Below are 23,761 nucleotides of genomic sequence, written 5' to 3' on the forward strand. Positions count from 1 at the left end.
CAGGGCAATTTCCCAGGCATTACTCACCCGTCCGCCGCTCGCCACCCGAGAAACAAGTTTCTCTGTGCTGCCGCTCGACTTGCATGTGTTAGGCCTGCCGCCAGCGTTCAATCTGAGCCATGATCAAACTCTTCAATTTAAGATTTTGTCGGCTCAACGAATACTGACTTCAAAACTGCTCTTACTCGAAAGTAAGACGTAATTTTAAAGCTATTACCATTCCAACAGAATGATAATGAATTGACTGTGCCAAGACCCCTAATGTTTCCAAAAGAAGACTTGATTGGTCACTCAGTTCATTGAAACCTAAGNCTATTTTAGCTAGTTAAGTTCCAGTGTCAAACACTTTTTTTAAACTTTTTCATCGTTAATTGATGCTAGTTAATAAACCGGCTAACTGGTTACATTTCTTAAGAACTGTTCCCGTGTCAGCGAGGCGGCATTATAGGGAGATGATCAGAATTGGCAATAGTTTTTTAGCAAAGATTTTGAAGTTTTTTATCGTTCGAACAAAAAAGAGCCAACAAGGCTCCTTTTTGTCTGTTTTCTTTACAATTGTGCAAATTTTTTAGCGAATAAAGACACTTTTTCCCAGTCTGTATATTCTACTTCTTTACTTGTATCCGTTTCACCACCTGTGAGTTTCATAATGAAACGAATCATCATTCTATCAACCGGACGGTAACGCGGGTAATAAAGAGCTCCAGCAAACACACCTATCAATGATGGCTGCCAAGGTGATTTCTTTAAAAACGTTTTTATATAAACGCTTCCTTCTGGAGTGTCTTTACCTTGATCCGCTTTGCGAGCCGTCAGGTTAACACAATAAAAAGCAGCCTTTACTTGTTCCAACTGTCTTAGGTGGGCATTGATGAATTGATACAATTTTGCATTTAATTTGCCATAACGAATAGAAGCACCAATCAGTACTTTGTCATATTGCGTTAAATCCATTACCTGACACTCATGCAGGTCAACAAACTGGCATTCATAGCCTTGCAACTGCTGTGCAATATGGTGCATGATTTTTTTTGTCTGACCATCACGGGTCGAATATAAAAGAAGTGCTTTCACGCTATATCCCTGTTTTGTCACCCTAGCTACGCCAAAACGTAGGCGTTAACAAAATTAATAAAGTAAAGATCTCTAGACGACCGAACAACATGGAGACAATAAGCACCCATTTGGCATTATCATTTATGTCAGCAAAATGGACAGAAACCTCTCCTAGCCCAGGACCTAAGTTGTTCAAAGTGGCTGCAACAGCTGAGAACGCACTGAGTTCATCCATACCTGTCGCTATTACTGCCAGCATACAAACCACAAACACCAATGCATAAGCAGAGAAAAATCCCCATACCGCATCGACAACACGTTGTGACAATGCACTGTCCCCCAGCTTGATGGAGTAGATTGCTCGTGGATGCACCAGACGTTTCATTTCACGAGCGCCTTGTAATGTAAGCAGCAACACGCGAATGACTTTCATACCGCCACCCGTTGAACCCGCACAACCACCAATAAAAGAAGAAAACAACAGAAGCACTGGCAAGAACAGAGGCCATTCTGAGAATCCTGTTGTTGTAAATCCGGCCGTTGTCGATATTGATACCGTCTGGAATATCGCCTGATCAAACGCATCATAAAGTGAATCATAGGTATGATGCTGCAACAGCATTAAGAAACAGACGACAAACAGAATGACTTGTATCGCTATAAATGCTCGAAACTCAGGGTCACGCCAATAATATTTAGGATGAACACCACCCGTAGCCCAAGCAGCATAGTGCAAGGTGTAGTTACACGCAGATATTAAGAGGAACACGACCGTAATGAGGTTAATCGCATAGCTATCAAAATATCCCATACTCGCATCATGGGTTGAGAATCCACCAATAGCGATCGTTGAGAAACTATGACAGATAGCGTCGAAGACCGTCATACCAGCCAACCAGAATGCCGCAGCACAAACAATTGTTAAACTAAGGTAGATATACCACAGCGCTTTGGCCGTCTCTGCAATGCGAGGAGTTACTTTCGTATCTTTAACTGGTCCGGGAACCTCAGCTCGATACAACTGCATACCACCGATACCCAATACCGGAAGGATAGCGACAGCTAATACGATGATACCCATACCACCAAACCACTGTAGGAACTGACGATAAAAGAGAATTGCTTTAGGTAGTTCATCAAGACCAACAATTACTGTTGCCCCTGTAGTGGTTAATGCGGAGAACGATTCAAAGAAAGCATTGGTTACCGATACGTTCGGGTTATCAGACAACAAAAAAGGCATCGCGCCTGCGCTACCGATTACCGTCCAAAATAATACAACGATAAGAAATCCATCTCGGGATTTAAGTTCATGTCGATAACGGCGGTTAGGAAACCAAAGTACCGCGCCAAAAAACAACAATGCAAAAAAAGTAGAAACAAAAGGTACACCAGCACCATCACGATAGATCAAAGCGACCAGCGCAGGAGCTAGCATTGTAAAGCTAAATATCGCGAGCAGTAGCCCGACAATCCGGATAATTGAACGAAATTGCATTGATAGACAAAATGAAGCCGGGCTTCTTAGTTCCTATATATTGTTTAAATCGGTCACAATAATTTTTGCACCGCTTCGGTTAATGATAGTTTGGGTGAAATCTTCAACATGAAGAACTTCCAGCTCTACATCCAATTCCACGTTTGAACCGTATTGAGCGTCAACTTCTGTCCCGTCGAACTGCTTAATAATAGACTGAGCAAGCGGGACTTGGCCGTAGTCTAAACTTAGGTGCAATTTTGTGGTGATTTTTTTCTCAATAGTTTGAAGCAGCTTAAGTGCTTGCTGTACCCCGCCTCCGTAGGCTTTCACTAAACCGCCAGTTCCTAGACGAATACCACCATAATAACGCGTGACAACCGCTGTGATTTCACCAACTCCGGATCCGGATAACTGAGCCAATATAGGTTTACCCGCGGTCCCTGACGGTTCGCCGTCATCACTAAATCCCCAAAGCATCGAATCTTCAGGCCTACCCGCGACAAATCCCCAACAGTTATGCCTCGCATCAGGATGTTTTTGCTTTATTTGTTCCACAAACGCTTTGGCAGAGTCACTACTTGGAGTATGTGCAAGATAAGTAATAAACAGGCTCTTTTTTATCTCTTCTTCGAAGATAACGGGCTCTTTGGGGATCAAATAGGGACGAACGTTCATATTTTTCACAAAATCATAAAGATGACCAAGTGTATCACGAGGCCTGAAAATGTGCTCAGGATTGGTACCAGCACACAATGTTAAACACTTGTTTAAAAAATGTATTGAAATTAAACATTCTGCCGTTCAAACTGAAATTACTGGTCACACCAGAAATTAAATACAACAAAAACTCTCACACACAATCCTTCGGTTGTATGTCAAGGAGATAGACAATGATTTACCAAGCCGAAACCCTACAGGTAAAGGAATTACAGAACGGTATCGTAGAAATAAGCTTCTGCTCGCCACATTCTGTAAACAAGCTCGACCTCAGCACCCTTAACTCTCTAAATGAGGCTCTTGATGCTCTCCAAATTCATCAAGATTTAAGAGGTGTTGTTCTTACTTCAGATAAAGATTCATTTATTGTCGGTGCCGACATTACTGAGTTTTTAGGACTCTTTGCAAAACCAGAAGAAGAGCTAAATACGTGGCTCGTTTTTGCAAACAGCATATTTAACAAGCTGGAAGACTTACCAGTACCAACACTCTCTGCGTTAAGAGGTTTCGCTCTTGGCGGCGGATGTGAGTGTGTACTTGCTACCGACTTCCGCATTGGTGATAAAACCACCAGCATAGGTTTACCAGAAACCAAACTCGGTATTATGCCTGGTTTTGGTGGCACGGTTCGCCTACCAAGAATCATCGGTGCGGACAGCGCGATGGAAATAATCACTCAAGGTAAAGCGTGTAAAGCAGACGAAGCACTAAAACTGGGCTTACTCGATGCCATTGTTGAAAGTGACAAACTCTCAGAGTCAGCCATCGCGACGTTAACGCAAGCCATGAATGAGAAGATTGATTGGCAAGCTCGCCGCAAACAAAAAACTTCAACGCTAACATTAAGCAAGATTGAAGCGATGATGAGCTTTACGATGGCGAAAGGTCTAGTAGCGCAGGTAGCGGGTACTCACTACCCAGCACCAATGACTGCCGTCAAAACTATCGAGCAAGCAGCAAACTGCGAACGCGATGCAGCTCTAGACATCGAGCGTAAACACTTTATCACTCTGGCGAAATCTCAAGAAGCGCAAGCGCTTGTAGGTATCTTCCTTAATGACCAATACATTAAGGGACTTGCGAAAAAATCCGCGAAATCCGCATCGAAAGGCACTCAACGAGCCGCTGTTTTAGGCGCGGGTATAATGGGCGGCGGTATTGCTTACCAATCAGCATCGAAAGGCGTTCCGGTAACAATGAAAGATATCGCTCAATCGTCTCTTGATTTGGGCATGACGGAAGCGTCTAAGTTACTCAATAAACAACTTGAGCGTGGCAAGATCGATGGTTTTAAGATGGCTTCTGTCATCGCATCTATTTCACCAACGCTACATTATGCAGGTATAGAGCAATCCGACGTTGTTGTTGAAGCCGTGGTTGAGAACCCCAAAGTCAAAGCGGCCGTTCTGAGCGAAGTGGAACAACAAGTTTCAGCAGACACCGTCATCACGTCAAACACCTCAACCATTCCAATCAACTTACTGGCGAAATCGCTTAAGCGCCCAGAAAACTTCTGTGGTATGCACTTCTTTAACCCAGTACACCGCATGCCGCTGGTCGAAATTATCCGTGGTGAACATACTTCGGAAGACACCATTAATCGTGTTGTCGCTTACGCTGCGAAAATGGGCAAATCGCCAATCGTAGTTAATGACTGCCCAGGATTCTTCGTAAACCGTGTACTTTTCCCATACTTTGCCGGTTTTAGCTTGTTGATGCGTGATGGCGGTGATTTCACACAGATCGATAAAGTAATGGAACGTCAATTCGGCTGGCCAATGGGCCCTGCCTACTTGTTGGATGTGGTTGGTTTAGATACCGCTCACCATGCACAAGAAGTGATGGCACAAGGCTTCCCTACTCGTATGGCTAAAGAAGGCCCTGACGCGATCAGCGCCCTGTTTGAAGCTCAGAAATACGGTCAGAAAAATGGTAGTGGTTTCTACCAGTACACCGTTGATAAAAAAGGTAAGCCAAAGAAAGCCTTTGATAACAGCGTTCTTCCACTGCTACAAACCGTGTGTGGTGCTTCTGCAGAGTTTGATGACCAAACCATTATTGAACGTATGATGATTCCTATGATCAATGAAGTAGTGCTTTGTTTAGAAGAGAACATCATTGCTTCACCTCAGGAAGCCGATATGGCGCTGGTTTATGGACTTGGTTTCCCTCCTTTCCGTGGTGGCGTGTTCCGATATTTAGATAGCATTGGGCTCAATACCTATATCGAGATGGCTAAGAAGCATGAGCATTTAGGTGAGGTTTACCACGTTCCTCAACGCCTAATAGATATGGCTGAGAAAGGTCAAACCTTCTATTTTTCTCAACAAACAGGCTCACAACAAGCTGGCTCACTGTAATCGACTTTGGAAAAGGAAGAACAAAATGAATAATGTAGTAATTGTTGATTGCCTTCGTACCCCTATGGGCCGTTCCAAAGGCGGGGCATTTCGCCATCAGAGAGCGGAAGATCTTTCTGCTCATTTGATGAAAGGCATTCTGGCTAGAAACCCACAAGTAAATCCACATGACATTGAAGATATCTACTGGGGCTGTGTACAACAAACCTTAGAGCAAGGCTTCAACGTTGCGCGTAACGCAGCGCTACTGGCAGGTCTACCAATCGAGATTGGAGCGGTTACGGTTAACCGTCTCTGTGGTTCTTCAATGCAGGCGCTTCATGATGCCACTCGTTCAATCATGGTTGGGGATGCAGAGATCTGCTTAGTCGGCGGTGTTGAGCACATGGGACACGTACCGATGAACCATGGTGTGGATTTCCACCCAGGTTTATCAAAGAACGTTGCAAAAGCAGCAGGCATGATGGGTTTAACCGCTGAAATGCTGGGTAAAGTGCACGGTATTAGCCGTGAACAACAAGATGCATTTGCCGCACGTTCACACCAAAGAGCGTACGCTGCAACTGTTGAAGGAAGATTCAAAAATGAAATTCTTCCAACAGAAGCTCATGCGGAAGACGGCACTCTATTCACTCTCGATTACGACGAAGTGATTCGCCCAGAAACAACAGCTGAAGGCTTATCTGCACTTCGTCCTGCCTTTGACCCAGTCAATGGTACGGTAACTGCTGGTTCTTCTTCTGCGCTGTCTGACGGAGCCTCTGCCATGCTAATCATGAGTGAAGCAAAAGCGCTGGAGTTAGGACTTACTATCCGTGCCAAAGTTAAATCGATGGCGATTGCAGGTTGCGATCCTTCTATCATGGGGTATGGACCAGTACCAGCCACTCACAAAGCACTGAAACGTGCGGGTATATCAATGGAAGACATTGATGTGGTTGAACTGAACGAAGCCTTTGCAGCTCAGTCTCTACCTTGTGCAAAAGACTTAGGTTTATTGGATAAGATGGATGACAAAGTAAACCTTAACGGTGGAGCAATTGCATTAGGCCACCCATTAGGTTGTTCAGGAACACGTATCTCAACGACTCTGATCAACCTCATGGAAGCAAAACAAGCGAAATACGGATTAGCAACCATGTGTATTGGCTTAGGCCAAGGTATTGCGACGATTTTTGAACGTCCTTAATCGATTAGATAACACCATGAAAAAAGCCAGCTTAACGCTGGCTTTTCTTTATCACTTTTTCTTAACTGGGCGTTGCCAGCCAGAAATTTTCTTCTCTTTAGCGCGAGTGATTACTAACTCACCTTCTGCGACATCTTTAGTTAATGTTGTTCCTGCACCGATTGTTGCACCATTTGCGATAGTAACTGGAGCCACCAGCTGGCAGTCAGAGCCAACAAACACATCATCACCAATAATGGTTTTGTGCTTGTTCACACCGTCATAGTTACAAGTAATCACACCTGCACCTACGTTTACACGCTGACCAATTTCTGCATCACCGATGTAAGTTAAGTGGTTAGATTTAGAGCCTTCGCCAATACGGGCATTTTTTACTTCAACGAAGTTGCCAACATGAGCATCATTACGCAGATCAGCACCTGGGCGAAGACGAGTAAATGGACCCACAGTACAATATTCACCCACACTCGCGCCTTCAATCACGCTGTAAGGACGAATTACCGTGTTATCGTCAATTTCACAGTCTTTCAGAATACAGCCCGCACCGATAACCACGTTATCACCGATAGAAACCGTACCTTCGATAATGACGTTAGCATCGATTTCAACGTCCATACCACATTGCAATTCACCACGCAGATCAAAACGAGCCGGATCACGAAGCATAACGCCCTGCTCTAATAGTTTATTTGCCTGACGAGCCTGAAATGCGCGCTCTAAACGAGCCAGTTGAATACGGTCATTAACACCTTCAACTTCAATTGAGCTCACAGGATGTACAGCTTCAACCGCTCGGCCTTCTTCATGCGCAGCAGCAATAACGTCTGTAAGGTAGTATTCGCCCTGAGCATTGTTGTTGTTCAAACCAGACAACCAGCGTTTTAGATCACGACCTGTCGCAACCATCACACCAGTATTAATCTCTTTGATCAGCTTTTGCTCTTCGGTTGCGTCTTTTTGTTCAACGATCGCCACTACAGGGCCGTTCTTACGTACGATACGTCCGTAACCCGTCGGGTTTTTAAGCACCACGGTTAACAACGCAATACCATCGTTTGGTTGAGCATCTAACAAACTTTCAAGGGTTTCCTCAGAGATCAATGGAACATCACCGTATAAAACGAGGATCTTCTCATCATCCTGAAATTGAGCTGATGCCTGATCAACGGCATGGCCAGTACCCAGTTGCTCTGCTTGCAGCACCCAATTAACGTTTTCTTCAGACAACGCTTGTTGCATTTGATCACCACCGTGGCCATAAACCAAGTGGATATTCTGAGCCCCTAAGCTATTGCACGTATCGATCACGTGTTTGACCATCGGCTTACCAGCAAGGGTGTGAAGGACTTTTGGCATGTTGGAATTCATGCGAGTACCTTTACCCGCGGCCAAAATTACAGCGCTAAATTTCATGTTGAACCTATTTGTTGAGGTAACGACTGAGGGCATTTTAGCGGCTTACGGAGAGGGTGTTAATTCTTTGCGGTTAATTTCTATTAAAAATAAAGCAAAAAAGGCGACCAATGGTCGCCTTTTCATGAAACGAGTTAATAAAATTAACGACGTTTCTTAGTCAGCTCAATTACTCGTAACTGAGCAATGGCTTTAGCCAGTTCACTGGCCGCTTGCGCGAAGTCCATATCGCCATGCTGATTCTGAATTTTCTCCTCAGCGCGACGCTTGGCTTCTTGAGCCTTGGCTGTATCAAGATCTTCACCACGAATTGCTGTATCAGCCAGTACAGTCGCTGTACCAGGCTGAACTTCAACCATACCACCAGAAACATAAATAATTTCTTCGTGGCCGTGTTGTTTCACTATACGTACCATACCAGGCTTGATAGCGGTCAGCAGCGGTGTGTGACCATGGAAAATACCAAGTTCACCTTCGCTACCGGTCACCTGAAACGTTTCTACACGACCAGAGAAAATTTTCTTCTCTGCGCTTACAACGTCAAGATGAAAGGTTATTGCTGCCATATCGCCTCCTAGTTAGCCTTATAGCTTCTTCGCATTCTCGATAGCATCGTCGATCGTACCGCAGTACATGAACGATTGCTCTGGAATGTCGTCGTAGTCACCAGCTAGCAGACCTTTAAAGCCACGTAGAGTTTCTTTAAGAGGTACATAAATACCAGGGTCACCAGTGAAGACTTCTGCTACGTGGTAAGGCTGAGTTAGGAAACGCTCAATCTTACGTGCACGAGATACAACTTGCTTATCTTCTTCAGATAGCTCGTCCATACCAAGAATCGCAATGATATCTTTCAGCTCTTTATAACGCTGAAGCGTTTGCTGAACGCCACGCGCAATATCATAGTGCTCTTGACCAACAACTAGAGGGTCTAACTGACGAGAAGACGAATCTAGTGGGTCAATCGCTGGGTATAGACCCATTGCTGCGATGTTACGGTTAAGTACAACTGTTGCATCCAAGTGCGCGAACGTTGTTGCTGGAGACGGGTCAGTCAAGTCATCCGCAGGTACGTATACCGCCTGTACAGACGTGATAGAACCTTGACGAGTTGAAGTGATACGTTCTTGAAGAACACCCATTTCTTCAGCAAGAGTCGGCTGGTAACCTACCGCAGAAGGCATACGACCTAGAAGTGCTGAAACCTCAGTACCTGCAAGTGTGTAACGATAGATGTTATCGATAAACAGCAGTACATCACGGCCTTCATCACGGAAGCGCTCAGCCATTGTTAGACCAGTCAGTGCAACACGTAGACGGTTACCTGGTGGCTCGTTCATTTGGCCGTAAACCATTGCTACTTTTGATTCTTCAGGCTTCTCGATGTTTACAACACCCGCTTCCTGCATCTCGTAGTAGAAGTCGTTACCTTCACGAGTACGTTCACCAACACCCGCGAATACTGATAGACCAGAGTGTTGAAGTGCGATGTTGTTGATAAGTTCCATCATGTTAACGGTCTTACCTACACCTGCACCACCGAATAGACCGATTTTACCACCCTTAGCGAATGGACAAATCAAGTCGATTACTTTTACACCTGTTTCTAGAAGAGCTGTCTCGTTTGATTGCTCTTCGTAGCTTGGCGCTGCACGGTGGATAGAGTAAAGCTCTTCCGAACCGATTTCACCACGCTCATCAATCGCATCACCAAGCACGTTCATGATACGACCTAGTGTCTTAGTACCTACTGGTACTGAGATTGGAGCGCCAGTGTTTTCAACTGCCAAACCGCGACGTAAACCATCAGAGCTACCCATAACGATTGCGCGAATCACGCCACCGCCAAGCTGTTGTTGAACTTCAAGAACTAGACGCTCTTTAGAATCCACAACATTCAGAGCATCGTAAACACTAGGTACTTCGCTCTGTGGGAACTCTACGTCGACTACCGCACCAATGATCTGTACGATCTTACCTGTAGCCATCGTTAATCCTCTAAACTGTTTGTTTTACCTAAGCTTAAACCGCTGCCGCACCAGAAACGATTTCTGATAGTTCTTGTGTAATCGCAGCCTGACGGGCTTTGTTGTACACAAGTTCCAAATCTTCAATCAAGTTGGTTGCGTTATCAGTTGCAGCCTTCATCGCGATCATTCGAGCCGCTTGCTCACAAGCAAGGTTCTCAACTACACCTTGATAAACCTGAGATTCTACGTAACGCACAAGAAGCGTATCTAGTAGAGGCTTTGGTTCAGGCTCATAGATGTAGTCCCATGAATGCGGACGCTGCATCTCTTCGCTTTCCGATTTAGGCAAAGGTAGCAATTGATCGATCGTTGGTTGCTGAACCATAGTGTTTACAAACTGGTTGTAAACGACATATAAGCGGTCCAATTCACCTTCATCGTATTTTTTCAACATTACGCCAACAGAACCGATCAGGTCTTCCAAGCTAGGTGAGTCACCTAGACCAGAAACCTGAGCGACGACTTTTGCGCCACTGTTGTTAAAGAAAGCCGTTGCTTTAGAGCCAATTACCGCTAGCTCAATTTCAGCACCTTTTGCTTTCCAAGCTTGCATATCTGTTACAGCCTTTTTGAACACGTTAATGTTCAAGCCGCCACACAAGCCGCGATCTGTAGAAACGATGATATAACCAACACGTTTAGCTTCACGCTCTGCTAGGTACGGATGACGGTACTCTAGGTTTGCGTTAGCCACATGACCGATCACTTTACGCATTGTTTCAGCGTATGGACGAGAAGCTTCCATTGCGTCTTGAGAGCGACGCATTTTTGAAGCTGCTACCATTTCCATCGCTTTCGTAATTTTCTGAGTGCTTTTAACACTACCGATTTTATTACGTATCTCTTTTGCGCCGGCCATCGTTACTCTCCATTAGTTGGTGGCAGAATCTGCCACCGACTTATTACCAAGTTTGGGTTGCTTTAAAATCGTCAGTCAGTTTCTTCAACTGAGCTTCGATTTCATCGTTGTAAGCACCCGTCTTGTCGATCTCAGCTGCAAAATCTGCGTACTGAGCGCGAGCATACGATAGTAGAGCCGCCTCAAAATCTAGAACTTTTGCAAGTTCTACATCATTTAAGTAACCACGCTCTGCAGCATAGATAGTTAGCGCTTGGTCAAATACTGACATTGGAGCATATTGTTTCTGCTTCATTAGCTCAGTAACTTTTTGACCGTGGTCTAACTGACGCTTAGTCGCTTCATCAAGATCAGAAGAGAACTGAGCGAAAGCCGCTAGTTCACGGTATGCAGCAAGTGCTGTACGGATACCGCCTGATAGTTTCTTGATGATTTTCGTCTGCGCAGCACCACCTACACGAGATACTGAGATACCTGGGTCAACAGCTGGGCGAACACCCGCGTTGAATAGCTCAGTTTGTAGGAAGATCTGACCATCGGTAATCGAGATTACGTTTGTCGGTACGAATGCTGAAACGTCACCAGCTTGTGTTTCGATGATAGGTAGTGCAGTTAAAGAACCTGTCTTACCTTTCACTTCACCGTTAGTGAAACGTTCTACATACTCTTCGCTTACGCGAGCAGCACGCTCTAGTAGACGAGAGTGGAGGTAGAATACGTCACCTGGGAATGCTTCACGGCCTGGTGGGCGTTTTAGTAGTAGAGAGATCTGACGGTAAGCAACCGCTTGTTTAGATAGATCATCATAAACAATCAGTGCATCTTCACCGCGATCACGGAAGTATTCACCCATCGCACAACCTGCGTATGGCGCTAGGTATTGCAGCGCAGCAGATTCAGAAGCAGATGCTACAACAACGATTGTGTTCGCTAGTGCACCATGCTCTTCTAGTTTGCGTACCACGTTAGCGATAGTCGATGCTTTCTGACCGATTGCTACGTAGATTGAGAAAATACCAGAGTTTTTCTGGTTGATGATTGCATCGATCGCCATTGCTGTTTTACCAGTCTGACGGTCACCGATGATAAGCTCACGCTGACCACGACCGATTGGGATCATTGAGTCAACTGACTTATAACCAGTTTGTACAGGTTGATCTACCGATTTACGGTCGATTACACCCGGTGCAATCACTTCTACAGGCGAAGTTAGTTTCGCTTCGATTGGACCTTTACCATCAATAGGCTCACCTAGTGTGTTCACTACGCGACCTAGAAGTTCTGGACCAACTGGTACTTCAAGAATACGACCAGTACCTGTAACTTTCATGCCTTCCTTAAGGTCAGCATAAGGTCCCATTACAACCGCACCCACTGAGTCACGCTCAAGGTTAAGTGCTAGTGCATAACGGCCACCCGGTAATTCAATCATTTCACCTTGCATCACGTCCGCAAGGCCATGAATACGGATAATACCATCGCTTACCGACACGATAGTACCTTCATTGCGAGCTTCACCAACAACGTTGAAAGATTCAATACGTTGTTTAATTAGATCGCTAATTTCCGTGGAATTAAGTTGCATGCTCCAATCCCCATCAAGATTGCAAGGCATCGCTCAGGCGGTTCAAACGACCACGCGCTGAGTTATCGATGACAAGATCTCCGGCTCGAATTACGACCCCACCAAGTAAGGTCTCATCTACACTGCAATTCAGCTGAACTTTACGTTCTAGACGCTGCTCCAGTTTGCTACTGATATCTGAAAGTTGTTGTTCAGAAAGCTCGGTTGCTGAAATAACTTCAACCTCGATATTCTTCTCATACTCTTTCTTAAGAGCAATGAACTGCTCACAAACATCAGGAATAGCTCTTAAACGGCCATTCTCAGCCATTACCTTAATCAGGTTTTGGCCATATTCATCAAACTGTTCGCCACAAATTGCGATAAAAATTTCTGCAAGTTTCTCAGCAGAAGCAGAACTGGTTAACAGTTCATGTATTTGCTCGTTATTTGTAACTTCGGCAGCGAAAGCTAACATCTCACTCCACTGAGTTAGTTGTTGCTTTTCTACCGCAAAGTCAAAAGCTGCTTTAGCGTAGGGGCGAGCAATAGTAGTCAAATTAGACATTCGCGCCCCCAGACTTAAAGTTTTGCAGTAATGTTGTCGAGAATATCTTTGTGCGCATCTTTATCGATAGAACGCTCAAGAATCTTCTCAGCACCAGCAATTGCCAGAGTTGCAACTTGTTTGCGCAGCTCATCGCGGGCACGATTACGTTCAGCTTCAACTTCTGATTCTGCTTGAGCAAGGATTTTCTGGCGCTCTGCCTGAGCTTCCTCACGTGCTTCATCTAGAATTTGAGCTTTGCGTTTATTCGCTTGCTCGATGACCTCTGTTGCTGTGCGCTTCGCTTCTTTCAAAGAATCGGAAGCGTTGGCTTGTGCTAGATCTAAGTCTTTTTTTGCACGCTCAGCGGCTTGCAAACCATCAGCAATTTTCTTCTGACGTTCTTCAATCGCTTGCATGATTGGTGGCCATACATACTTCATGCAGAACCACACAAACAATGCGAAAGACAGAGCTTGACCTAGCAGAGTTGCGTTCATATTCACAACAGCTACCCCTCTATATGGACTTAGTATTAATCAATGGCAAACCTAAAAGTTTGCCTCTGGCAAAATGTGATTAACCTAGTTGACCAACAAATGGGTTCGCGAATGTAAATAGAAGTGCGATTACGATACCGATCATTGGTACCGCATCCAGTAGACCCGCGATGATGAACATCTTAACTTGTAGCATAGGAGCCATTTCTGGTTGACGAGCTGCACCTTCAAGGAATTTACCACCTAGAAGTGCGAAACCAATCGCTGTACCAAGAGAAGCAAGACCGACGATGATACCTACGGCGATTGCAGAAAAGCTCAGTAAAGTTTCCATTACTATCTCCAATTATAGTTGTTGGCTAATTGTGCCCAAATAAAAGCTATATATTAATGATCACTGTCTTCGTGTGCCATTGACAGATAAACGATAGTCAACATCATGAACACGAAAGATTGAATCAGTATTACCAGAATATGGAAAATAGCCCACGGAAGTGAACCCATCCATTGTAAATACCATGGTAGCATTGCTGCGATAAGAATAAATACAACCTCACCAGCGAACATGTTACCGAATAGACGCATACCAAGTGAAAGAGGTTTTGCTAGTAGCGATACCACTTCAATTAGTAGGTTAAACGGAATCATCACTGGGTGATTAAATGGATGTAATGCTAATTCTTTCGCAAAACCACCTAGGCCTTTCACTTTAATGCTGTAGTAAATCATTAAAGCAAATACACCTAGTGCCATAGCCATGGTGATATTCACATCAGCAGAAGGAACCACTTTCAAGTAAGGGATACCTAGCCAATGCTGTGCTGGATACGGCAAGAAATCAATTGGCACTAAGTCCATGATGTTCATTAGCAATACCCAACAAAAGATAGTCAGTGCCAGCGGTGCTATTAGTGGATTGCGTCCATGGAAGGTGTCTTTGACGTTGGTATCGACAAATTCAACCACTATTTCAACAAAACACTGTAGCTTGCCTGGTACACCCGCTGTTGCCTTCTTCGCTACAGAACGGAAAATCCAAAGGAAAATCAATCCAGTAAACAAAGAAAAAAACAGGCTATCGATATGTACGTTCCAGAAACTTGTTTCACTCAAATGCCATCCCAAATCAAAATGCTCAGAAATACGAGCTAATGACAAGTTAGACAAGTGGTGTTCAATGTATCCGGACGATGTTAGCGCTTCACCTGGCGCAGCCATAACTCATCCTATTTTTTGTTGTTAATGAATAGCACTGGCGCACAGATATTAATACCTAGAGCCAGCAAATAGGTTAGTTTCAGGGGAACAAGTTCCACCTGCATATACATGTAAGCGACCGAGAATAATACGACTGTAATAAGGATTTTAAGTGCTTCACCAGTGTAAAACGAGATCGCGATACGCTTTGCAGCGCGAGCTCCACTAAACATAAAAGCACACAGCGCAAAAACCGCATTGGCAAAGACACAGATGCCTCCCCCAACCAGCGCTGAAAATCCCCAATCAGCATTTACAGCAATAGTCATCCCTGCTGCCACAACCATAACCGCGCCAGACTGGATCATTAACAATTGCTTTGCAAGCTCTCGTCCTGGCCTAGCCAACGCAGCTACCATGTATTCGTACCTCTAGTTACATTCCCAACACTCAAAAAAACGTAATGTTGAGAAATTCGCGAAAATTATACGAAGGCGCAAAACTAATGCAACGTAATTACAATCTTATGTTACATTTTTGTCTGCTAACCAACATTTTTCACACAAAATTCTTTTTTCTCAAATATGTGACGCAGCCGGATTATGTCATTTAGGCTTGCAACTTTGCAACCAATTGCTCTAGCTTCTGGGGTTCATCAAGGCTAATAGTTACCTTTGATTTACCATTTTTGGAACGAACAATTGACACTTTTGCACCTAAATTTTCACTCAGTTTTTGTGACATTTGTTGTGTTTCTACGTCTTCAAGCACATTTTTTTCTTCAGTTACGTCTGAGAGACATTTTTTCACTAATTGCTCAGTTTGACGCACTGTTAATTGTTTCTTAGCAACTCGCTCTGCAATCTCTTGTTGTTGTTCACCTTCCAGCATTAACAGAGCACGAGCATGTCCCATCTCTAACTGTTTGGTTTCAACTAAATGCTTAACAGCATCTGCCAACTGGTTAAGACGAAGTAGGTTACTGACCGTTGTTCTCGACTTACCGATCACATCTGCGACTTGTTGGTGAGTCAGTTTAAATTCATCTTGCAAACGCTCTAAAGCTTGAGCCTCTTCAATTGCGTTAAGATCTTCACGCTGAATATTTTCGATCAATGCCATCGCGATCGCCGCACGATCATCGACAGGTTTGATCAAACAAGGTACTTGTTTTAAACCTGCTTGTTTTGCCGCTCTCCAACGACGTTCACCTGCAATAATTTCGTAACCACCGGTATTTAATGGACGAACAACAATAGGCTGAATAATACCTTGAGATTGGATGGATGCAGACAGCTCTTCCAAAGCTTCAGGAGACATATCTTTACGGGGTTGGTAAATACCCGGTTTCAAGCTCGCAATCGCGATATCCTGCAGTTCACCGTCAGAAGACAGCTCTTGGCTGTGTGTTGCGACTTGTTGCTTTTCACGAGCAAGAGAACTGGTTGCCAATAACGCATCCAGTCCTTTTCCTAAACCACGTTTGGACGACATGTAAACGAATTCCTTTATTCTGTGTTAAGCGATAACTTCTTCGCGACGAAGCATTTCTCCAGCTAAAGCTAAATAAGCTTTAGAACCCGCGGAATACTTATCGTAATACATGGCAGGTTTACCATGACTTGGCGCTTCAGCGAGGCGGACATTACGAGGAATAACGGTACGATAGACTTTGTTGCCAAAATGCTTCTTCAACTGATCGGAAACTTCGTTGGCCAATCGGTTACGAGGATCGTACATGGTGCGAAGTAAGCCTTCGATTTTCAATTTATCGTTCACTACCGCAGCAAGTTTGCTAATGGTATCCATTAACGCCGTTAAACCTTCTAATGCGAAATACTCACATTGCATTGGCACTAACACAGAGTCTGCTGCTGCCATCGCGTTGATTGTAAGAAGGTTTAAAGAAGGAGGACAATCAATAAAGATGAAATCATAGTTATCACGAACTGCTGATAAAGCGTTCTTTAGACGGACTTCGCGAGCGAAAACTTCCATCAATTTGATTTCTGCAGCAGTTACATCGCCATTGGCAGCGATCAAGTCATAATGTCCGGCGGTGTTACGGCATACCACGTCTTCAAATGGTGCGTCTTCCACTAAAAATTCGTAAACCGTCGCGTCGACTTGGTACTTGTCTACACCACTTGCCATAGTGGCGTTACCTTGAGGGTCAAGATCTATCACCAGAACTTTACGTTTAGTGGCAGCCATAGAGGCCGCTAAATTAACACAAGTTGTTGTTTTTCCTACGCCACCTTTCTGGTTGGCGATCGCTACGATTTTACCCACGGTATGCCTCGCTGTTATCCCTTTCGGGATAAGATTACAAGATGACGCTCGCCTTCTAACTCTGGAACTTTCAAAGCTTTGACATCGGTCACAGAACACCATTCAGGTAACAGGCTTATCTCTTCCTGAGGTAGTTGTCCTTTAAGGGCAAAAAACACCCCTGAATTAGCTCGCGGTAAGTGCTGGCACCACTCAACCATATCAGACATAGAAGCAAAAGCTCGACTTAGAACGGCGTCAAAACCGCCTTCAGGATCGAACTCTTCAACACGGCTCTGAACAGGAACAACGTTAGCCAAACCCAGCTCATGCAAAACTTGCTTAATAAAACGAATGCGCTTACCCAAGCTATCCAGTAAGACAAAATTCTTATCTGGATTCATGATCGCCAGAGGAATGCCAGGTAAACCTGGCCCTGTTCCAACGTCAATAAAGCGCTCACCATCAAGGTAAGGGCTCACCACGATGCTATCAAGGATATGTTTCACCAACATATCCGCAGGGTCTCTTACCGATGTAAGATTATACGCTTTATTCCACTTATTCAGCAGTCCAACATAACCAAGCAGTTGCTCACGTTGTTTTTCTGATACGTCTAAGTCTGTTTTGGCGATTAACGAATCTAATTTAGCGCGTAAATCCATTAAGCCGCCTCTCCTTTCTTCAACATGCCTTGTTTTTTCAGATGAACCAACAAGATAGAGATCGCAGCTGGAGTAACACCAGATATACGTGACGCAATGCCAACCGTTTCAGGTTTGGCAGTGTTAAGCTTCAAGACTACCTCGTTCGATAAGCCTTTAACTTGCTTGTAATCAAGATCCGCTGGCAATTTAGTGTTTTCATGGCGCAAAGATTTCTCGATCTCGTCTTTCTGACGCTCGATATAGCCTTCGTACTTAACCTGAATCTCCACTTGTTCAGCAGCTTCTGCATCTTCAAGCGCAGGACCAAACTCAGGCAGAGAAACTAGTGCATCGTAATCCACTTCTGGACGACGGAGTAAATCTTCACCACTCGCTTCACGCGACATCGGCGTTTTGAGCAGCGCGTTAAGAGCATCAATGCCTTTCGAGTTTGGATTCATCCAAGTCTCTTTTAGGCGCTGACGTTCTTTTTCCATATTGTCGATTTTCTGATTGAAACGAGCCCAACGCTCATCACAAACTAAACCGAGTTCACGCGCTTTCTCTGTTAAACGAAGATCAGCGTTGTCTTCACGAAGTAACAAACGGTATTCAGCACGTGATGTGAACATGCGGTACGGTTCTTTCGTACCCATGGTCGATAGATCGTCGATCAGTACGCCCATGTAGGCTTGATCACGGCGTGGGCTCCAGCCTTCTTTGCCTTGGCTGTACAAACTTGCGTTCAAACCGGCCATCAAACCTTGAGCAGCTGCTTCTTCGTAACCAGTTGTACCGTTAATTTGTCCAGCAAAGAACAGACCTTGAATAAACTTAGTTTCGTAAGTCTGTTTCAAATCACGGGGATCAAAGAAATCGTATTCGATCGCATAACCCGGGCGAACGATGTGTGCGTTTTCAAAACCTTTCATTGAACGAACAATTTGAACCTGTACATCAAAAGGTAAACTGGTGGAGATACCATTTGGATAAAGTTCAGTTGTGTTCAAACCTTCTGGTTCAATAAAGATTTGGTGGCTGTTCTTGTCAGCAAAACGCATCACTTTGTCTTCGATTGAAGGACAGTAACGGGGACCAATACCTTCAATCACACCCGCATACATAGGGCTGCGGTCGAGATTAGAACGAATCACATCATGTGTTTGCTCATTAGTATGAGTGATGTAACAAGGAATCTGACGCGGGTGTTGTTCGCGTTTACCCATAAATGAGAAAACAGGCGTTGGGTTATCACCATGTTGAGCTTCCAGCACAGAAAAATCGACACTGTTTGCGTCAATACGTGGTGGCGTACCCGTTTTCAAGCGATCAACTCGGAAAGGTAATTCACGTAGTCGATCCGCTAAAGCGATCGATGGTGGATCGCCTGCACGGCCCCCAGAGAAGTTTTCCATACCGATATGGATCTTTCCTCCAAGGAAGGTACCTACGGTTAATACAACCGCTTTAGCATGGAATTTAACACCCATCTGGGTTACCACACCCAACACTTGATCGTTTTCAACGATAAGATCATCTGCTGACTGTTGGAAAAGAGTCAGATTTGGTGTGTTTTCCAAAGCGCTGCGAACATAGGCTTTGTATAAAGCTCGGTCAGCTTGTGCACGAGTTGCACGAACAGCTGGTCCTTTAGAAGCATTCAGTGTTCTGAACTGAATACCTGCATGGTCAATAGCTTGCGCCATTAAACCACCCATAGCATCTACTTCTTTAACTAAATGGCCTTTACCAATGCCACCAATCGCTGGGTTACAAGACATCTGTCCTAGCGTGTCAATATTATGCGTTAGAAGTAACGTACTTTGTCCTGTACGTGCGGCTGCGAGAGCGGCTTCCGTTCCTGCGTGACCGCCACCAACCACAATGACGTCAAATTTTTCGTGATAAAGCATGAACGACCTCAGGTATTCAATGAGATTAAGAGTTAAACAAAAGAGGCGTATTCTACCCTCTTTCCTAAGTCTAGAAAATCGCTTTTCTATATTTTCCTGTCACTACCGATTACTTAATATATATAAGATCTTTATATAGAGATCTTTTATTACTCTTACTATTAGGATCGACGATCTCTGTGGATAAGTGGAAAATGATCAACAAGATCATGGATCTTTAACGGATCAGAACTTGTGATCTACACATGATCTTATTGCGTATTAGCTGGGATCAAAATAGGTACTTATACACACCCACCTAAAGTGATCAAAGTTGTTATTGGGATAACTATAGGTTGATCACCGGATAACAGTGTAGTTATCCACAAGTGATTTGTTTGAAATAGCATCAATATTGAATAAGTTTACAGTTCAATTTTAAATTTATTTTCTTACAAGCATAAAAAAAGCAGCGTTTCCGCTGCTGTTTCTTGTTTATTGAGTACTTATTTGAGCTGGTGGATGATGCTTTGTAGCCATTCTTCCGCAGCATCTTCAGGTACCGGATGCTCTTGAACATCGATGGTGAAGCAATCTGATATCGGCGTTGCACCTATATCCTCAAGCAGTGTTTGAGCATGTTTGCCTGCGGCACAAAAGGTGTCATAACTTGAGTCACCAATTGCAACAACCGCAAACTTTAAGTTGTTGGTTCTCGGTGGTGTATTTTGTAATGCTGCGATAAAAGGCTGAATGTTATCTGGATAATCTCCGGCACCATGAGTTGAGGTGACGATTAGCCAAGTACCGTCTGCTGGAATGTCTTCAAATGCAGGTTGGTTGTGGATCGTTGTTTCCAATGACTGCTCTTGAAGTAAGTCACTGAGATGATCACCTACATATTCAGTGCCACCAAGGGTGCTACCTGTAATTATATGGATCATAATGCTCCGCTTTATTTACCAATACAGAAAGATGAGAAGATTCGGCCTAACAGATCGTCTGAGCTGAATTCGCCCGTAATCTCGTTTAAGTGTTGCTGAGTAATACGCAGCTCTTCCGCTAAGATTTCACCAGCCATGTAGCCTTCAAGTTGTTGCTGACCTATGTCTAGGTGCTCTGCGGCACGCTCTAGTGCGTCTAGGTGGCGACGACGCGCCATAAAGCCGCCTTCTTGATTACCAGAAAAGCCCATACACTCTTTTAAGTGCGTGCGCAGTGCTTCCACACCTTCGCCAGTTTTCGCGGAAAGGCGGATCAATGTTGGCGTACTCACATGGCAAATACCCAGTGTTTCGCCGGTTTGATCCACTTTGTTTCGAATCACCGTCATACCCATATTGTCTGGCAGACGATCAACGAAGTCTGGCCAAATATCTTCAGGGTTCGTTGCATCCGTTGTGGTACCGTCGACCATGAACAATACACGGTCTGCTTGCTTTATTTCGTCCCAAGCGCGTTCAATACCAATTTTTTCTACTTCATCGGAAGCATCACGCAGACCCGCAGTATCAATGATGTGCAATGGCATACCGTCAATATGGATATGTTCACGTAAGACGTCACGCGTAGTACCTGCAATATCTGTAACAATGGCAGACTCTTTACCAGATAAAGCGTTCAGCAGGCTGGATTTACCCGCATTTGGACGGCCAGCAATCACGACTTTCATACCTTCACGTAAAATTGCGCCTTGGTTGGCTTCTTTACGTACGGCATTCAGGTTATCAATAATCGATTGCAGGTCGGTGGAGACTTTACCATCGGCCAAGAAATCAATTTCTTCCTCTGGAAAGTCAATGGCGGCTTCCACATAGATACGTAGGTGAATTAGCGATTCCACCAGCGTGTTGATGCGTTGTGAGAACTGACCTTGCAAAGATTGCAGTGCTGATTTCGCCGCTTCTTCGGAGCTGGCGTCAATTAAATCCGCAATAGCTTCTGCTTGGGTTAAGTCCATTTTGTCATTAAGGAATGCACGCTCAGAGAACTCACCTGGCCGTGCGGGACGTACACCTGATATCTTCAAAATACGCTTAATCAGCATATCCATGACTACAGGACCACCATGACCTTGTAGCTCTAATACGTCTTCGCCAGTAAATGAATTTGGGTTAGGGAAGTAAAGCGCGATGCCTTGGTCTAGTTCCAGACCACTTTCATCTTTGAATGGCAAGTATTCCGCATAGCGCGGCTTTAACGTGCGTCCCGTTACTTCTAAAGCAACCTGAGCCGCCTTTGGACCTGAGACACGGATAATGCCTACACCGCCTCGTCCTGGGGCTGTTGCTTGAGCAACGATGGTATCAGTCGTCATAAAGGTTGTTACCTAAATACATTTCGAATTAGCGTCATTGTAATCAGCAAAAAACAAAAAGGCGACCTTTTGGCCGCCTTTGCTGATTCATCATTAACTTACTTGGAGTGTAAGCCTTTCTTCTCTAGCGCTTTGTAAATCAAAGTCTGCTGAATCAGAGTCACGACGTTCGATACCAACCAGTAAAGAACCAGACCTGAAGGGAAGAACAGGAAGAAGAATGTGAACATCACCGGCATGAAAGTCATGATCTTTTGTTGCATTGGATCAGTGACTGTCGTTGGGCTCATCTTCTGGATCATAAACATACTTGCACCCATCAATAGAGGCAAAATGTAGTATGGGTCTTGTGCTGACAAGTCATGAATCCAACCAAAGAATGGTGAGTGACGTAGTTCAACAGATTCCATCAGTGCCCAGTATAGCGAGATAAAAATTGGCATCTGTAGGAAGATTGGTAAACAGCCACCAAGTGGGTTTACTTTCTCTGTCTTGTACAGTTCCATCATCTCTTGGCTCATGCGTTGACGGTCGTCGCCAATACGTTCACGCATTGCTTGCAGCTTAGGTTGCAGCATGCGCATTTTCGCCATAGATGTGTATTGAGCTTTGGTTAGTGGGTACATAGCACCACGAACGATGAAGGTTAGACACATAATTGCTAGACCCCAGTTCACTACAATGCCTTGAATGAAAGAAAGCAGTGAGTGTAGAGGTTTCGCGATGAACCATAACCAACCGTAATCCACTACAAGGTCTAGGCTTGGTGCAACCGCAGCCATTGCATCTTGCAGTTTTGGACCAACCCATAGCGTTGATGTGAAGGTTTCTTGAGTACCATCAGCCAAAGTTTTGTTTGGCATACGAATACCGATATCAGCTAAGTTACCGATAATACGAGAGTAGATGTTAGTACCAGGTTCGTTACGTGGAATCCACGCAGTTGCGAAGTAGTGTTGGATCATCGCTGCCCAACCAGTACCGTTTGGTAGGTTGATAGACAGGTTACGATCTTGCATATCGTCGAAGCTGTACTTTTTGTAACGAGTATCTTCACTTGAGTATGCACCGCCACGGTAAGTTGGCATTGCTAGGCTACCGCCAGAATCTTGTAGATTTTGACGTAAGTGCGCGTACATACCCATAGTCGCGTTGCTGCCAGAGTGGTTAACAACGTTGAATTCAACATCGATAGCATAGCTGTCGCGTTTGATGATGAACGTTTTGGTGTACTCGATACCGTTAGCTGAATAAGTCATTGGAACACGAAGTTCGTCTTGACCATCCGCTAGCGTGTAGCTGTCAGCATCAACATGATAATTTGGACGTGTTGTGCTGCTTAGGTCGATGCCTTGAGGACCGATCAAGCCACTTTGAGCAATAAACTGGTGTCCTTGCTCATTTTTAAGTAGTTGGAATGGAGTCTCTGAATCTAGTTCTTCTGCATATTTATTAAGTTTTGCAGAAACAACATCACCGCCAACTGTGTCAATAGACAGAGTTAGTACATCTGAAGTAACGGTAATCGTTTTTGCAACAGCACTAGTTTGAGATGGTGCTGGGTCAAACTCATCTGCAATTGATGGTGCAGGTACTGTATTGCCTGATTGAGCCTGTTCAACCGCTTGCGGAGCTGGATTCTTAGCTACTTGCCATTGTTGGAAGAGTAAAAAAGAAACCAGAGCCAAAGCGATTAACAGGATATTACGTTGAGAATCCATC

22 protein-coding genes and 1 rRNA gene are annotated in these 23,761 nt (G+C 44.5%); 2 read left to right on the plus strand and 21 right to left on the minus strand.

Annotated features, from left to right (window positions below; all coding sequences use genetic code 11):
- The 4 genes from HUO09_RS20485 to HUO09_RS20500 all read right to left on the minus strand — a co-directional run.
- Positions 1-139, minus strand: a 16S ribosomal RNA gene (locus HUO09_RS20485); the annotation flags it as partial.
- Between the two features lie 410 nt (positions 140-549).
- Positions 550-1,074, minus strand: coding sequence for a menaquinone-dependent protoporphyrinogen IX dehydrogenase (gene hemG / locus HUO09_RS20490; protein ID WP_188235170.1), 525 nt, complete (start codon positions 1,072-1,074; stop codon positions 550-552).
- Positions 1,075-1,096: 22 nt separating this feature from the next.
- The gene (locus HUO09_RS20495) at positions 1,097-2,554 is read right to left on the minus strand and encodes a TrkH family potassium uptake protein (protein WP_167413758.1); all 1,458 of its coding nucleotides are present in this window, start codon (positions 2,552-2,554) and stop codon (positions 1,097-1,099) included.
- Between the two features lie 33 nt (positions 2,555-2,587).
- Positions 2,588-3,211 (minus strand): YigZ family protein, encoded by a 624-nt coding sequence (locus tag HUO09_RS20500; RefSeq protein ID WP_188235171.1) that lies wholly within the window; start codon positions 3,209-3,211, stop codon positions 2,588-2,590.
- 215 nt (positions 3,212-3,426) lie between these two features.
- Between HUO09_RS20500 and fadB the strand changes: the two genes are divergently transcribed.
- Entirely contained in the window at positions 3,427-5,613 is a 2,187-nt protein-coding gene (fadB, locus tag HUO09_RS20505) for a fatty acid oxidation complex subunit alpha FadB (RefSeq protein ID WP_188235172.1), read from the plus strand.
- A 25-nt stretch (positions 5,614-5,638) separates the two neighbouring features.
- Entirely contained in the window at positions 5,639-6,802 is a 1,164-nt protein-coding gene (gene fadA / locus HUO09_RS20510; protein WP_188235173.1) for an acetyl-CoA C-acyltransferase FadA, read from the plus strand.
- Between the two features lie 51 nt (positions 6,803-6,853).
- On the opposite strand, the gene glmU is transcribed toward fadA, so the two are convergent.
- The 17 genes from glmU to yidC form a co-directional block, all read right to left on the minus strand.
- Positions 6,854-8,215, minus strand: coding sequence for a bifunctional UDP-N-acetylglucosamine diphosphorylase/glucosamine-1-phosphate N-acetyltransferase GlmU (glmU, locus tag HUO09_RS20515; RefSeq protein WP_188235174.1), 1,362 nt, complete (start codon positions 8,213-8,215; stop codon positions 6,854-6,856).
- Between the two features lie 143 nt (positions 8,216-8,358).
- A complete protein-coding gene (locus tag HUO09_RS20520) occupies positions 8,359-8,781 on the minus strand; it encodes a F0F1 ATP synthase subunit epsilon (RefSeq protein WP_167412284.1) in 423 nt (140 codons plus the stop codon).
- 18 nt (positions 8,782-8,799) lie between these two features.
- Positions 8,800-10,203, minus strand: a complete 1,404-nt coding sequence (atpD, locus tag HUO09_RS20525; protein ID WP_167412283.1) for a F0F1 ATP synthase subunit beta — start codon at positions 10,201-10,203, stop codon at positions 8,800-8,802.
- A gap of 34 nt (positions 10,204-10,237) precedes the next feature.
- Positions 10,238-11,104: a F0F1 ATP synthase subunit gamma gene (gene atpG, locus HUO09_RS20530; protein ID WP_167412282.1), complete on the minus strand. Its 867-nt coding sequence runs from the start codon at positions 11,102-11,104 to the stop codon at positions 10,238-10,240.
- Positions 11,105-11,147: 43 nt separating this feature from the next.
- Positions 11,148-12,689, minus strand: coding sequence for a F0F1 ATP synthase subunit alpha (atpA, locus tag HUO09_RS20535; protein WP_167412281.1), 1,542 nt, complete (start codon positions 12,687-12,689; stop codon positions 11,148-11,150).
- 13 nt (positions 12,690-12,702) lie between these two features.
- On the minus strand, positions 12,703-13,236 hold the full coding sequence (gene atpH, locus HUO09_RS20540; RefSeq protein ID WP_167412280.1) for a F0F1 ATP synthase subunit delta: 534 nt from the start codon (positions 13,234-13,236) through the stop codon (positions 12,703-12,705).
- Positions 13,237-13,250: 14 nt separating this feature from the next.
- Entirely contained in the window at positions 13,251-13,721 is a 471-nt protein-coding gene (gene atpF, locus HUO09_RS20545) for a F0F1 ATP synthase subunit B (protein ID WP_042489550.1), read from the minus strand.
- Positions 13,722-13,794: 73 nt separating this feature from the next.
- Positions 13,795-14,049, minus strand: coding sequence for a F0F1 ATP synthase subunit C (atpE, locus tag HUO09_RS20550; protein ID WP_002540812.1), 255 nt, complete (start codon positions 14,047-14,049; stop codon positions 13,795-13,797).
- 53 nt (positions 14,050-14,102) lie between these two features.
- Positions 14,103-14,933 carry a F0F1 ATP synthase subunit A gene (atpB, locus tag HUO09_RS20555; RefSeq protein ID WP_167412279.1) on the minus strand — a complete coding sequence of 277 codons (831 nt, stop codon included), beginning with the start codon at positions 14,931-14,933 and terminating at the stop codon, positions 14,103-14,105.
- Positions 14,934-14,941: 8 nt separating this feature from the next.
- Positions 14,942-15,331: a F0F1 ATP synthase subunit I gene (locus HUO09_RS20560; protein ID WP_167412278.1), complete on the minus strand. Its 390-nt coding sequence runs from the start codon at positions 15,329-15,331 to the stop codon at positions 14,942-14,944.
- 190 nt (positions 15,332-15,521) lie between these two features.
- Positions 15,522-16,406 carry a ParB/RepB/Spo0J family partition protein gene (locus HUO09_RS20565; protein ID WP_167412277.1) on the minus strand — a complete coding sequence of 295 codons (885 nt, stop codon included), beginning with the start codon at positions 16,404-16,406 and terminating at the stop codon, positions 15,522-15,524.
- Positions 16,407-16,430: 24 nt separating this feature from the next.
- Complete coding sequence (locus tag HUO09_RS20570; RefSeq protein WP_167412276.1) at positions 16,431-17,204, minus strand: ParA family protein; 774 nt, start codon at positions 17,202-17,204, stop codon at positions 16,431-16,433.
- A 14-nt stretch (positions 17,205-17,218) separates the two neighbouring features.
- A complete protein-coding gene (gene rsmG / locus HUO09_RS20575) occupies positions 17,219-17,848 on the minus strand; it encodes a 16S rRNA (guanine(527)-N(7))-methyltransferase RsmG (protein ID WP_167412275.1) in 630 nt (209 codons plus the stop codon).
- Positions 17,848-19,743 (minus strand): tRNA uridine-5-carboxymethylaminomethyl(34) synthesis enzyme MnmG, encoded by a 1,896-nt coding sequence (gene mnmG / locus HUO09_RS20580; protein WP_188235175.1) that lies wholly within the window; start codon positions 19,741-19,743, stop codon positions 17,848-17,850. The genes rsmG and mnmG overlap by 1 nt, the downstream gene beginning before the upstream one ends.
- Positions 19,744-20,228: 485 nt before the next feature.
- Positions 20,229-20,666 carry an FMN-binding protein MioC gene (gene mioC, locus HUO09_RS20585; protein ID WP_188235176.1) on the minus strand — a complete coding sequence of 146 codons (438 nt, stop codon included), beginning with the start codon at positions 20,664-20,666 and terminating at the stop codon, positions 20,229-20,231.
- A gap of 11 nt (positions 20,667-20,677) precedes the next feature.
- Entirely contained in the window at positions 20,678-22,039 is a 1,362-nt protein-coding gene (gene mnmE, locus HUO09_RS20590; RefSeq protein ID WP_188235177.1) for a tRNA uridine-5-carboxymethylaminomethyl(34) synthesis GTPase MnmE, read from the minus strand.
- A gap of 98 nt (positions 22,040-22,137) precedes the next feature.
- The gene (gene yidC / locus HUO09_RS20595) at positions 22,138-23,760 is read right to left on the minus strand and encodes a membrane protein insertase YidC (RefSeq protein ID WP_188235178.1); all 1,623 of its coding nucleotides are present in this window, start codon (positions 23,758-23,760) and stop codon (positions 22,138-22,140) included.
- Position 23,761 lies beyond the last annotated feature (1 nt).

Origin of the sequence: Vibrio sp. Y2-5 (assembly GCF_014596725.1) — a bacterium.
Classification (GTDB): domain Bacteria; phylum Pseudomonadota; class Gammaproteobacteria; order Enterobacterales; family Vibrionaceae; genus Vibrio.